The following is a 13,969-nucleotide window of genomic DNA, read 5'->3' as shown; positions in this document are numbered from 1 at the left end:
CGAGGTTTTAATGGGAATTCCGGTCCCAGAACCAGTTCCAGAACCCTGGCAGCTCCACTGGCTGGGAACTGTCCTTGACGGTACGCGCCATGGCCGCACGCAGCACGGCGTCGTGATCGTCGTAAAACGGTTTTTGCGCCAATGGCACGCCGGTGGCCTTGGCGCTGTCGATCAGTATTTGCAGGTATTCGCGTGCATGCCGGGCCGTGTAGCGGTTGAGGTCGTGGAAGGTCACCACCACCGGAATCACCCCATCCACGGTCGGCAACTCGCCCTGCGCGATGCGCTCACGCACTTCAGACATTGAACGCAGCATATGAGAGCGACGCCGGGGGCTGGCGTTGAAGCCCCAGATCTTGCCGTCATTGGCGCTCAAATCAGTCAGCAGCACATGCATGCCGTGCTGCTGATACGCCGTGAAGACGCGTTTGTCGTAGTTCCAGAATGGCGGACGAACCAGGGTCGGCGGCGCACCGGTAATCGCCGCGATGTCGGCACTGCCCTTGCTCAGCGACTGCTCCAGTTCTTCCGGACTCAGCGAGCGGTGATTGGTGTGCCAATGGGTGGCGGTGTGAAAACCCAGCACCTGCCCTTCTTTATGCTCGCGATGCATCAGCTCGCGCCCGATGTCACTGTCACCGGCCCGTGGCGCACCGGTCTGCACGAAAAACACCGCTTTGATGTCGGGTTGCAGCGGGTTGTCCTTCAGGCTGTCGAGCACCGTCGCGGTAGGGTTCCAGAAACTCGACGCGCTGGGGCCATCGTCGAAAGTCAGCAGAAAACGAATCGGTGCCTGGGCCTGTAGACGTTGTTCCGTCTGCGGGGTCAGTTCGATGGGGGCCGAAATGCAACCTGCCAGCCCGATGGCAATGGCGAGTGTAAAGAGAACCTTGAACAGCTGTTTCATGTTTTGCCTTGGGCCAGACCATGACGGTCAACACTATGAATGGCAAAAATCCTTCGCCCGCTCTTCCATCGCCGCCCCGTCAGTTACGCGGGCCGAGGTTGGATCAGGGTACACAGTGTTTGGTTCCGCGACCCGCCCACCCCACGCACGGGTGATCCGAAAGCTAAGCTGAACATTCCCGTCAGCGCTTTCCAACCGCAGGTTCAGCCGATGTGTGGACGTCTGTCGCAGTACCGTGGCATTCACGATTTCGTTGCCGTGTTGAGCATTCCCGACGCGATGATCAATCACCTCGGGGATGAGCCCTTGGCCCGCTATAACGCGGCGCCGACCACTCAACTCGCCCTGCTGCATCTTGAGCCGGACGGGCTGCACGCCGATCCGGTGCGCTGGGGTTGGCGCCCGCACTGGGCCAAGGATCGCGCAGCACCGATCAACGCGCGGGTTGAAAAAGTCGCGCACGGTCCGTTCTTTCGGGCGATCTGGCCACACCGCGCGATTGTACCGATCGACAATTGGTTCGAATGGGTCGATGCGGGTGATTCGACGCGACTGCCGTGGCTGATTCGCCGACAGGACGGCGCACCGAGTTACTGCGCCGCCATTGGCCAGTTCCCGGGCGCTGGCAATGAACCACGCAGCGACGACGGTTTTGTCATCATCACCGCAGACAGCGTCGGTGGCATGCTCGACATTCATGACCGGCGGCCGGTGGTGTTGTCGCCGGAACTGGCGCGCGAATGGCTAGACCCGGCCACGCCGAAAGAACGTGCCGAACAGATGGTGCTGCTGCAGGGGGAACCCAGTGAAATGTTCGAGTGGTACAGGGTCGACAAGGCGATCGGCAACATCAGAAACCAGGCGTGCACGTTGATTGACAAGCTTGTTCAGGACTGACCAGTTGAACAGTCATGTATAGACAGGACTGTTATCGTTTAATAACTTCCACGCATGAACGTTACACAGACTGTTTCATATCAGAAACACATGCTGCGTGTATTTGAAATCGGCCCTCAACCGCTTGTCCGACAATGTATTTATCGTACATACATTCCATAACACTAAAGTTAGGATGCGCGCCGCATTTCCCGTGGCATCGCCCAGTTGACTAAAGAGTCAACAAACAAGGAAATTCTTATAAATCAACAAGCCTTGCAGAGAACTAAGTTGCGCGACGATCTTGTAATTAATCAAGTCAGCAGCCTGGAGTGTGTGTACCTGTCCATGACAGAACGCTATCAACTTGACTGCTTTATCGGGCAATACATAAAGACCCGAAACCTGCGTTCTATCCCCAATATCCACGACATCCTGCGTTCGACCCTCTCCAGCTACGCCGGCACCCCGCCCGTGATGGTCAACGAGTTGAATGCATGGATCGACAATAAATTGGGCTATCGGGCTTCCCATCCAGATTTTCCGTCATTGGAAGACCTTTGAAATGATGTCCTGGGCCGTTCAGCACACGAACTGATCGAACCACACCCCGTTGCATTCTCAGCAGAGAGGCCTGCTGGCCTTCTTCTTGCCACTGGGCAACACACGAGTTCGCTGGTACGAGGCAACCTGATCCCCCCTGCGCCCAACGAAAAGCCCCGCTTGATCGCGGGGCTCTTTTGTATCCGTGAATCGGTCAGGGCTTCAGCGGACGCTCTTCGTCGCGGTCTGACAGCTCCCGACTGTCGTCATGTTTCCAGTCCTGCCGAGAACGTTCCTGCCGCTTGATCTCTTCCTCCGTGGGTTCATCCTCATCTTCAAAATCCGGATGTTTTTGATCGTTAGCCATGTGCACCTCTCTTCCTGTGAAGGGACCCATTAAGCGTAGAACACATTCGAGCGTTCGACTCAGAGCCACCCACGCAGCAAAAAGAAAAACCCCATGCTCAAGAGCATGCTGAGCAAGGTGTTGCGGGTGTAAAGCACCAGCCCCACCGCCACCAGCGAACTGATCAGGTACGGATTGTCCCACTGCAAGTTCAACTGCTTGTCGGGCATGAACACGATCGGCCCGCAAATCGCGGTCAACATGCCCGGCACGGCGAAGCCGAGAAACTGCCGGGCATTGCTGCTCAAGCGTACCGGCAGCCGGGGTTCGAGAAACACGTAGCGGTTGAGAAACACCAGCACGCCCATTCCGACAATCACCGCCCACACCATCATGCTGTTCGCCCCAGGTAGAGTTTGTTGCAGATAAAACCGGCGGTCATGCCCGCCAACCCTGACAGTACAAGCGCCGAGCCCCATTGCCAGTAGCTGAACAACACCGAACAGAACAGCGACACCGCGACGCACACTACTGTGGGCACGTTGCGCACCACCGGCGTAATCAAGGCGATAAAGGTGGCGGCGATTGAGAAGTCCAGGCCCAGATGCTCCAGCCCCGGAATGCTGCTGCCCAGCACAATGCCCGCCAGCGTGAACAGGTTCCAGGCGATGTAGAACGTCAGCCCGACGCCCAGCGCGTACCAGCGATTGAATTGCTGTTTGTCGTGCTGACTGGTCAGGGCAAACAGCTCGTCGGTGAGCAAAAAGCCCAGTCCCACGCGCCAACGCCCCGGCAACGGTGAAATCACCGAACGCATGCTCATGCCATACAGCAGATGCTGCGAGGTCAGCAGCAAGGTGGTCAGCAGAATCGAAAAGACCCCGGCACCGCCCTTGAGCATGCCGATGGCGACCAACTGTGCGGCCCCGGCAAACACGATGCTCGACAAACCCTGCCCTTGCAGCGGCGTGAGGTTGGCCTCGATGGCCATGGACCCGGCCAGCAAGCCCCAAGGCGCGGTGGCCAGGGACAGCGGCATGATCGCCGCGGCGCCACGCAGAAAGGCACTGCGCGGCATGATTGAATTCGTCATAACGCCCTACAACCGGTGGAAGACCCGAGACTGTGCCAGCCGTCGCGGCGGATGGCTTGAACAATCTTGCGCACTTGCGTCGTGATCGTGTGCAGCGAAGGAACTCCGTTCATCGGCCGGGCGCTTGATTCGCCTCGATAGTAGCAACATGATGGCGCTGCACATTTTCCTTGAGGCCAGGCCCTGCATGAGCTCAGTCGAACCCGATAGCGATGTCTATAAAACCCTGCTGGAATCAACCAATGCGATTCCCTGGCGGATCGACTGGAAAACCATGACCTTCAGCTACATCGGCCCGCAGATCGAGGCGTTGCTGGGCTGGAAACAGGACAGTTGGGTGACGGTCAACGACTGGGTCGAGCGCATGCACCCGGACGATCGGGATTACGTGGTGGAGTTCTGCGTCTCGCAATCGCGCGCCGGGGTCGATCATGAGGCAGATTATCGGGCACTGACCCAACAGGGCGACTACGTGTGGATTCGCGACGTGGTGCACGTGGTGCGCAAGGACGGCGAAGTCGAAGCGCTGGTCGGATTCATGTTCGACATCAGCGAACGCAAGAAAACCGAAGAACACCTGAGCCGGCTGCAGAAGCAACTCGAAGAATATTCGTTCCAGGACGGCCTCACCGGTATCGCCAACCGACGGATGTTCGACACGGTCATGGAACGCGAATGGGCCCACGCCCAGCGCACCGGCCTGCCGCTGTCGTTGCTGATCCTCGACATCGATTACTTCAAGCAATTTAACGACCACTACGGACACATCAAAGGTGACGAATGCCTGCGCCAGGTGGCCCAGACGTTGTCGCTGGCGGCCAATCGACCCCGTGATTTCATCGCCCGGATCGGCGGCGAAGAGTTCGTCTGGCTGCTCCCGGAAACCGATGCTGAGTCCGCACGGCTGGTGGCGCGTAAATGCCTGCACTTGATTCGCCAGCAGCAGATTGCCCATGAATTTTCCCCGGTATCGCCGCTGTTGAGCGTGAGCCTGGGCGTCGGCACCACGGTCGCGCCGCTGCAAGCGACGGCTGTCGACTTCATCGAGCAGGTCGACAAGTTGCTCTATCGCGCCAAGCACAACGGGCGGATGCGCGCCGAGTTCGCAGATTTACGCTGAACACCGGGAAACGTCCGAGTACCATGAAGCGATTCGCTTACAGGTCAGGGAGTCGACATGCTTTACCGGATCGCCGCCGACGGGCTGGTGCTGTTTCATCTGCTGTTCATTCTGTTCGTGCTGTTCGGCGGGCTGCTGGTGCTCAAATGGCGGTCGTTGATCTGGGCGCACCTGCCTGCCGCTGCGTGGGGCGTGATGGTCGAAGTCGTGCACCTGACCTGCCCGCTGACGCAGTGGGAAAACCTCATGCGCCAAGCCGCCGGGCAAACCGGCTACGGCGGCGGGTTTATCGAACATTACGTGTGGCCGGTGATTTATCCGGCTGGCCTGACGCCCGCGATTCAATTGGCGCTGGGCAGCGTGGTGCTTGCGATTAACGTGCTGATCTATCTTCGGTTGTTCAGGCGTTGGAAAGTGCGCCGGGCTGCCTGAAACAGACGCCGAGGATTGAATCCATGTTGTCGATTGAAGACCTGTCATTGCTCCAGGCCATCCGCGAGACCGGCAGTCTGTCTCGGGCTGCTGCGCACCTGGGCAAAGCGCCGTCGACCGTGTCCTATGCCGCGCGGCAACTGGAAGAGCGCTTCGACGCCCTGCTCTTCGACCGCCGCCGCTACCGCTTGCAGCTCACCCCGGCCGGCGAGTTGCTGGTGAACGAGGCGGCGCGGCTGATGGAGGACGTGTCCCGGCTGACCCAGCGGGTCCAGCAAGTGGCCAACGGCTGGGAAAGCCGGCTATGGATTGTCACCGACGAACTGCTCGAATTCGAGGCCTTGATTCCGGTGATCCATGAGTTCGATGCGCTGCAATCCGGCGTGCCGCTGCGCATCACTCAAGAGGTGCTCAAAGGCGTCTGGGAAGCCCTGCGTGAAGGTCGGGCGGACTTGATCATCGGCGCCACCAACGAACCACCGGCGATCCCGACCCTGCGCTGGATGCAGTTGGGGGAAATGGAATGGGTGTTCGCGGTTTCACCGAAACACCCGCTGGCCAAGGCCAAAGAACCGATTTCCCGGGCCATGGTCGCGCAGCACCGGGCGATAGTCGTGGCCGATTCGTCGCGGGTCACCGAGGGCAGTACTTATGGCGTGTCGGGCGGCCAACCGGTGCTCGCGGTGCCGACCATGCGTGCCAAAGTCCTCGCGCAATGCGATGGCCTGGGCGTGGGTTGGTTGCCCCGGCACCGGGTGGGCTCGCTACTGAAAAACGGCACGCTGGTGGAAAAACAGATGGCCGACCCACGCGAACCGAACATCCTGTACGCCGGCTGGCGCGGCGATCATGACGGTCGGGCATTGGGCTGGTGGCTGGAAAAACTCAAGCAGTCGTACCTGTCCACCAAACTGGTTCAGGGCAGCGACCGGTTTGTCTGAACTCAGTTGGCAATCACACTCATGTTGCGCCCGCTGGACTTGGCCACATACAAGGCCTTGTCCGCTGCGCTGACCACATCGTCGGGCTGGTCCTGCGAGGCCGTGTTGTAGGCGCAGACGCCGATACTGACGGTCACCTTGCCCTCTGCGCTGTCGAGGTGCTCAATGTCCTCCAGCAGAACCGCGTGACGGATTTTTTCGGCCACCAGGAACGCGCCGACATAGTCCGTGCCGGGCAGCACCACCGTGAACTCTTCGCCGCCATAACGGGCGGCAAGATCACCGGGGCGCTTGATGTTGTCCTTGATGATCGAGCTGATCCGGCGCAAACACTCATCACCAGCGACATGACCGTAGCGATCGTTGAAGCTCTTGAAGTGATCGACATCGATCATCAGCATCGCGAGGTGGGTGTGGGTGCGCCGGGCGCGGCCCATTTCCGCGAGGATAAACAGGTCAAACTGACGCCGGTTGGACAGCCCGGTCAACGCGTCCTCCAGGGCCAGCAGCTCAAGGCTGCGATTGACCTCGATGAGTTTTTCCTGGCCATCGAGCAACACGCGCTGAAAGTGATGTTGCTGCTTCATGAAGTGAATGAGGCGGTAACCGAGCGCGCCCAGAAACAGCAGCAGCGACAACACGATCCCCGCGCTCAGCGCCGTCTCCCTGCGCCAACTGGCCAGCACCTCCTCCTTGTCCAGCGCGGTAAAGATGATCAGCGGATAACCGCTGACCCGCCAAAACCCGACCACCCGTTCCACACCGTCCACAAAGGACCTGACAGTGGCCGTGCCGGAATCGCCTTTAGGCAACAGTTGGGTAAACAGCGGCCCCTTGGCCACGCTGCTGCCAATGTCAGCCGCTTTGAACGGCCGACGCACAACAATGCTGGCGTCATCGGCAATCAGGTTGATTACCCCGTTCTGGCCCATGTCGATGCTGTCGTACAGCTCAAGGAAATGACTGAGGTAGATCGTGGCCAGCGCCACCCCGGCAAATCGGCCATCCGGATAATTGATCCGGCGCGACACGGTCATGATCCATTCACCGCTCGAGCGACTTTTTATCGAACGACCGATATGTGGGCCACGGTCGGTATGGTCACGATGGAAGATGAAATACTCACGGTCGGAATTGTTGGCGTTGGGCACCTCTGCGCCATTGGAGTTAGCGATCCAGCGCCCTTGTTCGTCGTAGACAAACAAGCCATGCAGTTGCTTCAGCTCATCACGTTCAGCGCGGAGCAATCGTTGCAACCGGGGCAGTTGCTGCGGTCCGACACCCTCGTTTTCGAGGCGGTCCACCAAGGCAAACAGCAGCGTATCGGCCTGTTTGATCGACGCCTGCGCCTGGGAGGCCAGGGTTTGCGCCAGGTTGGACATCGCCACTTCTTTGTCCTGCAGATGGTACTGGCGCGAGTTCCAGGCTTCCCAAAACACAATCGCCGTCATCGACAGGCACACCGCGACGAGCAGCACCACCGCATAGCGGACCTTGAGCCTTGACTCGATCTGGCCGGGCACCCAAGGCGTGGCGGGACACGGTTTTTCAATCGGATCTTTGATGGACGGATTCCCCATGACGGTCCCTGATTTGTTATGACAGGGCGATTTTTCCTGTTCGCCCTTCAGATCTCGCATCAGAAACACGATAGGTGATTTGCCGATGCCGTGACGAGTTTGTGTCGGGAAACCTTATTTCGACGCCTGTTTCACCGCCTCAAGCCAGGCGGGATCCAGACGGGTCTGGTCGGTATCGATGCCCAGCTCCTCCATTCGCGCCTTGTGCTGATCCATTTCGCGAACCAGCTGACTGTGGTCGCTGGAGTTGGCGTCCAGCTCGTGCATCTGGTGCAGGCCCAGGTGATAGAAGCGCAGCAGTTTCATGGCCACTGGATCACCGGTCGCCACCGCTGCGGTGACCTGATGCATGATGTTGGTGATGCTCATCAGGCTGCGTTTGAGCTGCCAGCCGTAGACCGCCGCAGCCATCCATGGCTGGTGCCAGAACTTGCCGCGCATCAGCGCCACCATCAGCAACACCGCAATAAACACACCGCCGACGTTATACCGCAGGTTGTCGCCGCCGGGTTCACCGAACACCGCCACCGCAGCCGTGGACAGCACCATCGCCAGCGCGAGGAACATCAGGGCAATAATCACCGTACTGCGGCGCGTCTGTTGTCGATAGGCTTGAGCGTTCTGCGGCTGGATTTCGAACATCGCGACAGGTTTCCTTGGGAGCGGAGACAAAAAGAAAGCCAGGCATTATCGCCTCTGCGAGGGATTTAGCTATGCTGGAGCTCCTTTTCATCTTTTCATCGTCAAACGGGGGACATGGCGGTATAGCGCAGTTCGTGCCATCTTCATCCATGGATACACACTATTCGGATGCCCTTCGCGCGGTTCGGCGAGTGACATCGTTTTAAGGATCACTGAATGACCCAACGACAAGTAATCAACGCCTCGGTCAGCCCTAAAGGCAGCCTGGAAACCCTTTCCCAACGCGAAGTCCAACAACTGAGCGAAGCCGGTTCCGGCAGCACCTACAACATCTTCCGCCAGTGCGCCCTGGCCATCCTCAACACCGGCGCCCATGTCGATAACGCCAAGACGATCCTCGAAGCCTACAAAGATTTTGAAATCCGCATCCACCAGCAAGACCGCGGCGTACGCCTGGAACTGCTGAACGCCCCGGCCGACGCCTTCGTCGACGGCGAAATGATCGCCAGCACCCGTGAAATGCTGTTCAGCGCCCTGCGTGACATCGTCTACACCGAAAACGAACTCGATAGCCAGCGCATCGACCTGAGCACCTCCCAGGGCATCAGCGACTACGTATTCCACCTGCTGCGCAACGCCCGCACCCTGCGTCCCGGCGTCGAACCGAAGATCGTGGTCTGCTGGGGCGGTCACTCGATCAACACCGAAGAATACAAATACACCAAGAAAGTCGGCCACGAACTGGGCCTGCGCAGCCTCGACATCTGCACCGGTTGCGGCCCCGGCGTGATGAAAGGCCCGATGAAAGGCGCGACCATCGCCCACGCCAAACAGCGTATCCACGGCGGTCGCTACCTCGGGTTGACTGAACCCGGGATCATCGCCGCCGAAGCGCCGAACCCGATCGTCAATGAGCTGGTGATCCTGCCAGACATCGAGAAACGCCTGGAAGCGTTCGTGCGCGTCGGCCACGGCATCATCATTTTCCCGGGTGGTGCGGGCACGGCTGAAGAGTTCCTGTACCTGCTCGGCATCCTGATGCACCCGGACAACGACGGCCTGCCCTTCCCTGTCGTCCTCACCGGGCCCAAGCATGCCGCACCGTATCTGGAACAACTGGACGCGTTCGTCGGCGCCACACTGGGCGACGCCGCGAAGAAGCATTACGAGATCATCATCGATGATCCGGCGGAAGTCGCACGGCAGATGACCCAGGGCCTCAAAGCGGTGAAACAGTTCCGCCGCGAGCGCAATGACGCGTTCCACTTCAACTGGTTGCTGAAGATCGACGAAGGCTTTCAGCGCCCGTTCGATCCGACCCACGAAAACATGGCCAACCTGAAGCTGAGCCGGACACTGCCAGCCCACGAACTGGCGGCCAACCTGCGTCGTGCGTTCTCCGGCATTGTCGCCGGCAACGTCAAGGACAAGGGCATTCGCCTGATTGAGCAGCACGGGCCGTATCAGATCCGTGGCGATGCCGAGATCATGCATCCGCTGGATCAATTGCTCAAAGCGTTCGTCGCCCAGCACCGGATGAAACTGCCGGGTGGCGCGGCGTATGTGCCGTGTTATCAGGTCGTGGCGTAACCCACGACCCGAGTAACACTATTTACCCCTGTAGGAGCGAGCCTGCTCGCGATAGCGGTGTGTCATTCAACATTTATGTCGACTGACATGGCGCCATCGCGAGCAGGCTCACTCCTACAGGGGGTTAGTGGGGTTACAGGTGGTCAGCGTCGATCACGGCTTTGGCAAACGCCTGCGGATCTTCTTGCGGCAGGTTGTGGCCGATGCCGCCATTGATCAACCGGTACTCATATTTGCCGGTGAAACGCTTGGCATAATCCTCGGCTGCCGGATGCGGTGCGCCGTTGGCATCCCCCTCCATCGTGATGGTCGGCACCGTAATCGAAGGCGCCGTGGCCAGTTTCTGCTCCAGCGCTTCGTATTGCGGTTCGCCCTGCACGATGCCCAACCGCCAGCGGTAGTTGAAAACGGTGATCGCCACATGGTCCGGGTTGTTCAGCGCGGCAGCGCTGCGATCATAGGTCGCATCGTCGAAAGACCATTTCGGCGACGCCGTCTGCCAGATCAACTTGGCAAAGTCGTGACGGTTTTTTTCGTAGCCGGCCTGGCCGCGATCGGTCGCGAAATAGAACTGATACCACCACTGCAATTCAGCCTTGGGCGGCAACGGGTTCTTGCCCGCGGCCTGGTTGCCGATCAGGTAACCGCTCACCGACACCAACGCCTTGACCCGCTCAGGCCACAGCGCCGAGACGATGTCCGCCGAACGCGCGCCCCAGTCATAACCGCCAAGCACAGCCTGTTTGATCTTGAGCGCATTCATGAAGTCGATCACGTCACTGGCCAGCGCAGCAGGCTGGCCGTTGCGCAGGGTCTTGTCCGACAGGAACTGCGTGTCGCCATAGCCCCGTGCATACGGAATCAGCACCCGGTAACCCTTGGCCGCCAGCAACGGCGCCACTTCGCTGTAGCTGTGAATGTCGTAGGGCCAACCGTGCAAGAGAATCACCACCGGACCGTCGGCGGGCCCCACCTCGGCGTAAGCCACATTCAACAAGCCAGCCTTGACGTGCTTCAGCGGACCGAACGAATCGTGCGACTGCGCTTTTGCCACCACCGGCTCCGCAGTCGGGGTCGTGGTTTGATCATCGGCATGGGCCGAGAATGCAGCACCGTTCAGGACGGCTAAGAAGCTGGCGGCAATGAGTGTGTTCCAGTTCATGATCAGTTCCTCAGGGTGACGAAAGGCGGTGGCGGTGAAGCAAGTTGTCTTGTCTCGATGGAAGCCATTTAATCGCCCGGAGGTATCTGCCATGTGTCGTCAACACCGCGTTATTAAGGCGTAAGGTGTCAAACAGCGCCTGCGATACAGTGCGATACAATTCTCACAGCGAATAACAAGAGGGCTGAGCGATGGAGCACGTGAACCACATCCTGATTGTCGATGACGATCGCGAGATCCGCGAGCTGGTGGGCAATTACCTGAAGAAGAATGGCCTGCGGACCACGGTGGTTGCGGATGGCCGCCAGATGCGCCATTTCCTGGAAACCAATCAGGTCGACCTGATCGTGCTGGACCTGATGATGCCCGGCGATGACGGCCTGGTGCTGTGCCGTGAATTGCGCGCCGGCAAGCACAAAGCCACACCGATCCTGATGCTCACCGCTCGTAATGACGAAACCGATCGCATCCTCGGCCTGGAAATGGGCGCAGACGATTACCTGACCAAACCCTTCGCCGCCCGCGAATTGCTCGCGCGGATCAACGCGGTATTGCGCCGTACACGGATGCTGCCACCGAACCTGCTGATCACCGAAACCGGTCGCCTGCTCGGTTTCGGCCGCTGGCGTCTCGACACCACCGCTCGCCACTTACTGAATGAAGACGACACCCTGGTCGCCCTCAGTGGCGCGGAATACCGCTTGCTGCGCGTCTTCCTCGATCACCCGCAACGGGTACTCAGCCGCGATCAGTTGCTCAACCTGACCCAAGGCCGCGATGCCGACCTGTTTGATCGCTCCATCGATTTGCTGGTGAGCCGCTTGCGCCAACGCTTGCTCGATGACTCGCGCGAGCCGACCTACATAAAGACCGTGCGCAGCGAAGGCTACGTGTTCTCCTACCCGGTGGAGTTGCTCGGTGCCGAATCTGTATAGGGTTTTGTATCCGTCTGTATAAGACCCCTGGCACTCCCCCACCCACCCCTTCAAGTCTAAACATACAAGCGAGCAGGCTCGCTCCCACAGTTTTGATTGCCGTACGCAATAAGAAACGATCATTCCAGTAACGAGATCAGGCGCGGCTCCATCGAAGTCTCCAGCACCTCAATCAACGCCAACGTCACCGGCAGCTTGAAGCGCCGCCGCCCCGCGCTGCCGGGGTTGAGGAATAGCTTATCGCCGCGCCATTCGATGCGCGGTTTGTGCGAATGGCCAGTGATCACCAGTTTGATGTCAGCATCGAGCAACGCCGGAACATCGGCGATGTCATGCACCAGCAATGCGCCCCATCCGTTCAGCTCAAAGCGCAGCAGATCCTCGAGATCTGCCGCCCAAGGCTCGGTCAGGTCATTGTTCCCGCGCACCACCTGCAGCGGAGCAATAGATGCCAGTTGCTCGAGAATGTCGCGGCTGCCGATGTCACCCGCGTGGATGATCCGCTCACAGCCCTCCAGCGCCACCACCGCTTCGGCGCGGAGCAAGCCATGGGTATCGGAGATCACGCCAACCTTCATGCACCACTCCAGACGACGCTTGGGAATCAGGCGATCAAGGATCTACTTGCGCCATCAGTTCGGCAACCGATTCCTGGCGTTTGGCGTAGCGCTGGGCCAGTACCGCACAGACCATCAACTGAATCTGATGGAACAGCATCAACGGCAGAATTAACACGCCGATGGTGCTGCCAGCGAACAGCACCTGGGCCATCGGCACACCGGTGGCCAGGCTTTTCTTCGAACCGCAGAAGAGGATGGTGATGCGGTCTTCCACATTGAAACCAAAGGCTTTGCCCAGCACCGTCGAGGCCACCAACACCAGCCCCAGCAACACGCAGCACGCCACCACCAGCCCGGCCAGTTCCCACAGCGGGATCTGCTGCCAGATGCCCTCGTTCACCGCTTCACTGAACGCGCCGAAGACCACCAACAGAATCGATCCCTGATCGACGAACTTCAGCCAACCCTTGTTGCGCCCGACCCAGGCACCGATCCAGCGCCGCGCAATCTGCCCGGCAATGAACGGCAGCAGCAGTTGCACGCTGATCTTCACAATCGCATCGAGCGTCGAGCCGCCGTCGCCATGCACATTCAGCAGCAGCGTCACCAACAACGGCGTGATAAAGATACCGAACAGACTGGACGCCGCCGCACTGCAAATCGCCGCCGGAATATTCCCCCGCGCCAGGGAGGTAAACGCAATGGCCGACTGCACCGTGGCTGGCAGCGCGCAGAGGTAGAGCATGCCCATGTACAGATCGTCACCGATCAGCGGCGACAGCACCGGTTTGAGCGCCAGGCCAAGCAGCGGAAACAAGACAAAGGTCAGACTGAACACCAGCAAATGCAGGCGCCAGTGGCCGGCGCCAGCGATGATCGACTCGCGTGACAGTTTGGCGCCATGCAGGAAAAACAGCAGCGCGATGGCGATGTTGGTCAGCCAGCCAAAGCCCACCGCGACCTGACCACTGGCAGGCAAAAAGCTGGCGAGCAGCACGACGCCGATCAGGGTCAGCGTGAAGTTGTCGGGCAGGAAGCGAGGGCGGGTCATCGAGGGGCATCCGGGTTTGCCAGGAACGTAGCCTCGACTCTAACGCTTCTGCGGATTACCGACTAACGCTAGTAAGCCAGGAGATGTCGCCTAACGGACATGACTGACGAGTCAACCTGCGTTCTTGACGCCTGGTCCATTCAATGGGAAAACATGCCGGGCCCGGATGGAAGTGTCGGTCATTCACGATC

Annotated in this window: 16 protein-coding genes; 7 read left to right on the top strand and 9 right to left on the bottom strand. The window is 59.5% G+C overall.

Annotation, left to right across the window (positions count from 1 at the left end; translation table 11 throughout):
- Positions 1–7: 7 nt before the first annotated feature.
- Complete coding sequence (locus J2X66_RS20175; RefSeq protein WP_310267527.1) at positions 8–907, bottom strand: polysaccharide deacetylase family protein; 900 nt, start codon at positions 905–907, stop codon at positions 8–10.
- Positions 908–1,117: 210 nt separating this feature from the next.
- On the opposite strand from J2X66_RS20175, the gene J2X66_RS20170 reads away from it, so the two are divergent.
- Positions 1,118–1,804: an SOS response-associated peptidase family protein gene (locus J2X66_RS20170; RefSeq protein ID WP_310267525.1), complete on the top strand. Its 687-nt coding sequence runs from the start codon at positions 1,118–1,120 to the stop codon at positions 1,802–1,804.
- 270 nt (positions 1,805–2,074) lie between these two features.
- On the top strand, positions 2,075–2,347 hold the full coding sequence (locus J2X66_RS20165) for a hypothetical protein (RefSeq protein ID WP_310267523.1): 273 nt from the start codon (positions 2,075–2,077) through the stop codon (positions 2,345–2,347).
- A gap of 193 nt (positions 2,348–2,540) precedes the next feature.
- Here the strand turns inward: J2X66_RS20165 and J2X66_RS20160 are convergent, their stop codons facing one another.
- Genes J2X66_RS20160 through J2X66_RS20150 form a run of 3 tightly spaced genes read right to left on the bottom strand, consistent with a single transcriptional unit; the run spans position 2,541 to position 3,765 of the window.
- Complete coding sequence (locus J2X66_RS20160) at positions 2,541–2,693, bottom strand: hypothetical protein (RefSeq protein WP_310267522.1); 153 nt, start codon at positions 2,691–2,693, stop codon at positions 2,541–2,543.
- 59 nt (positions 2,694–2,752) lie between these two features.
- Entirely contained in the window at positions 2,753–3,064 is a 312-nt protein-coding gene (locus tag J2X66_RS20155) for an AzlD domain-containing protein (RefSeq protein ID WP_310268382.1), read from the bottom strand.
- Positions 3,064–3,765, bottom strand: coding sequence for an AzlC family ABC transporter permease (locus J2X66_RS20150; protein WP_310267520.1), 702 nt, complete (start codon positions 3,763–3,765; stop codon positions 3,064–3,066). Before J2X66_RS20150 ends, J2X66_RS20155 begins: the two co-directional genes overlap by 1 nt.
- A 187-nt stretch (positions 3,766–3,952) precedes the next feature.
- On the opposite strand from J2X66_RS20150, the gene J2X66_RS20145 reads away from it, so the two are divergent.
- Genes J2X66_RS20145 through J2X66_RS20135 form a run of 3 tightly spaced genes read left to right on the top strand, consistent with a single transcriptional unit; the run spans position 3,953 to position 6,258 of the window.
- On the top strand, positions 3,953–4,885 hold the full coding sequence (locus J2X66_RS20145; RefSeq protein WP_310267517.1) for a sensor domain-containing diguanylate cyclase: 933 nt from the start codon (positions 3,953–3,955) through the stop codon (positions 4,883–4,885).
- A 57-nt stretch (positions 4,886–4,942) separates the two neighbouring features.
- The gene (locus J2X66_RS20140; RefSeq protein WP_310267515.1) at positions 4,943–5,317 is read left to right on the top strand and encodes a DUF2784 domain-containing protein; all 375 of its coding nucleotides are present in this window, start codon (positions 4,943–4,945) and stop codon (positions 5,315–5,317) included.
- Between the two features lie 23 nt (positions 5,318–5,340).
- A complete protein-coding gene (locus tag J2X66_RS20135; RefSeq protein WP_310267513.1) occupies positions 5,341–6,258 on the top strand; it encodes a LysR family transcriptional regulator in 918 nt (305 codons plus the stop codon).
- Between the two features lie 2 nt (positions 6,259–6,260).
- On the opposite strand, the gene J2X66_RS20130 is transcribed toward J2X66_RS20135, so the two are convergent.
- Positions 6,261–7,838 (bottom strand): sensor domain-containing diguanylate cyclase, encoded by a 1,578-nt coding sequence (locus tag J2X66_RS20130; protein ID WP_310267511.1) that lies wholly within the window; start codon positions 7,836–7,838, stop codon positions 6,261–6,263.
- Between the two features lie 114 nt (positions 7,839–7,952).
- The gene (locus J2X66_RS20125; protein WP_310267508.1) at positions 7,953–8,480 is read right to left on the bottom strand and encodes a DUF3087 domain-containing protein; all 528 of its coding nucleotides are present in this window, start codon (positions 8,478–8,480) and stop codon (positions 7,953–7,955) included.
- 216 nt (positions 8,481–8,696) lie between these two features.
- On the opposite strand from J2X66_RS20125, the gene ppnN reads away from it, so the two are divergent.
- Positions 8,697–10,070: a nucleotide 5'-monophosphate nucleosidase PpnN gene (ppnN, locus tag J2X66_RS20120; RefSeq protein ID WP_310267506.1), complete on the top strand. Its 1,374-nt coding sequence runs from the start codon at positions 8,697–8,699 to the stop codon at positions 10,068–10,070.
- Positions 10,071–10,203: 133 nt separating this feature from the next.
- On the opposite strand, the gene J2X66_RS20115 is transcribed toward ppnN, so the two are convergent.
- Positions 10,204–11,232, bottom strand: a complete 1,029-nt coding sequence (locus J2X66_RS20115; RefSeq protein WP_310267505.1) for an alpha/beta hydrolase — start codon at positions 11,230–11,232, stop codon at positions 10,204–10,206.
- 191 nt (positions 11,233–11,423) lie between these two features.
- Here J2X66_RS20115 and J2X66_RS20110 point away from each other — a divergent pair, with 191 nt between their 5' ends.
- Positions 11,424–12,167 (top strand): response regulator, encoded by a 744-nt coding sequence (locus J2X66_RS20110; RefSeq protein WP_310267503.1) that lies wholly within the window; start codon positions 11,424–11,426, stop codon positions 12,165–12,167.
- Between the two features lie 119 nt (positions 12,168–12,286).
- Here the strand turns inward: J2X66_RS20110 and J2X66_RS20105 are convergent, their stop codons facing one another.
- On the bottom strand, positions 12,287–12,745 hold the full coding sequence (locus J2X66_RS20105) for a metallophosphoesterase family protein (RefSeq protein WP_310267501.1): 459 nt from the start codon (positions 12,743–12,745) through the stop codon (positions 12,287–12,289).
- Between the two features lie 34 nt (positions 12,746–12,779).
- The gene (locus J2X66_RS20100; protein WP_027923604.1) at positions 12,780–13,778 is read right to left on the bottom strand and encodes a bile acid:sodium symporter family protein; all 999 of its coding nucleotides are present in this window, start codon (positions 13,776–13,778) and stop codon (positions 12,780–12,782) included.
- Positions 13,779–13,969 lie beyond the last annotated feature (191 nt).

Source organism: Pseudomonas sp. 3296, assembly GCF_031456615.1.
GTDB classification, from domain to species: Bacteria; Pseudomonadota; Gammaproteobacteria; order Pseudomonadales; family Pseudomonadaceae; genus Aquipseudomonas; species Aquipseudomonas mucoides.
The sequence above is the reverse complement of the archived record's forward strand: the minus strand, read 5'-3'. Positions and strand labels throughout refer to the sequence as shown.

Bases quoted from the DNA above. Each gene is read 5' to 3' on its own strand.
- J2X66_RS20175 (WP_310267527.1), bottom strand. From the start codon at position 907: ATGAAACAGCTGTTCAAGGTTCTCTTTACACTCGCCATTGCCATCGGG.
- J2X66_RS20170 (WP_310267525.1), top strand. From the start codon at position 1,118: ATGTGTGGACGTCTGTCGCAGTACCGTGGCATTCACGATTTCGTTGCC.
- J2X66_RS20160 (WP_310267522.1), bottom strand. From the start codon at position 2,693: ATGGCTAACGATCAAAAACATCCGGATTTTGAAGATGAGGATGAACCC.
- J2X66_RS20155 (WP_310268382.1), bottom strand. From the start codon at position 3,064: ATGGTGTGGGCGGTGATTGTCGGAATGGGCGTGCTGGTGTTTCTCAAC.
- J2X66_RS20150 (WP_310267520.1), bottom strand. From the start codon at position 3,765: ATGACGAATTCAATCATGCCGCGCAGTGCCTTTCTGCGTGGCGCCGCG.
- J2X66_RS20145 (WP_310267517.1), top strand. From the start codon at position 3,953: ATGAGCTCAGTCGAACCCGATAGCGATGTCTATAAAACCCTGCTGGAA.
- J2X66_RS20140 (WP_310267515.1), top strand. From the start codon at position 4,943: ATGCTTTACCGGATCGCCGCCGACGGGCTGGTGCTGTTTCATCTGCTG.
- J2X66_RS20135 (WP_310267513.1), top strand. From the start codon at position 5,341: ATGTTGTCGATTGAAGACCTGTCATTGCTCCAGGCCATCCGCGAGACC.
- J2X66_RS20130 (WP_310267511.1), bottom strand. From the start codon at position 7,838: ATGGGGAATCCGTCCATCAAAGATCCGATTGAAAAACCGTGTCCCGCC.
- J2X66_RS20125 (WP_310267508.1), bottom strand. From the start codon at position 8,480: ATGTTCGAAATCCAGCCGCAGAACGCTCAAGCCTATCGACAACAGACG.
- ppnN (WP_310267506.1), top strand. From the start codon at position 8,697: ATGACCCAACGACAAGTAATCAACGCCTCGGTCAGCCCTAAAGGCAGC.
- J2X66_RS20115 (WP_310267505.1), bottom strand. From the start codon at position 11,232: ATGAACTGGAACACACTCATTGCCGCCAGCTTCTTAGCCGTCCTGAAC.
- J2X66_RS20110 (WP_310267503.1), top strand. From the start codon at position 11,424: ATGGAGCACGTGAACCACATCCTGATTGTCGATGACGATCGCGAGATC.
- J2X66_RS20105 (WP_310267501.1), bottom strand. From the start codon at position 12,745: ATGAAGGTTGGCGTGATCTCCGATACCCATGGCTTGCTCCGCGCCGAA.
- J2X66_RS20100 (WP_027923604.1), bottom strand. From the start codon at position 13,778: ATGACCCGCCCTCGCTTCCTGCCCGACAACTTCACGCTGACCCTGATC.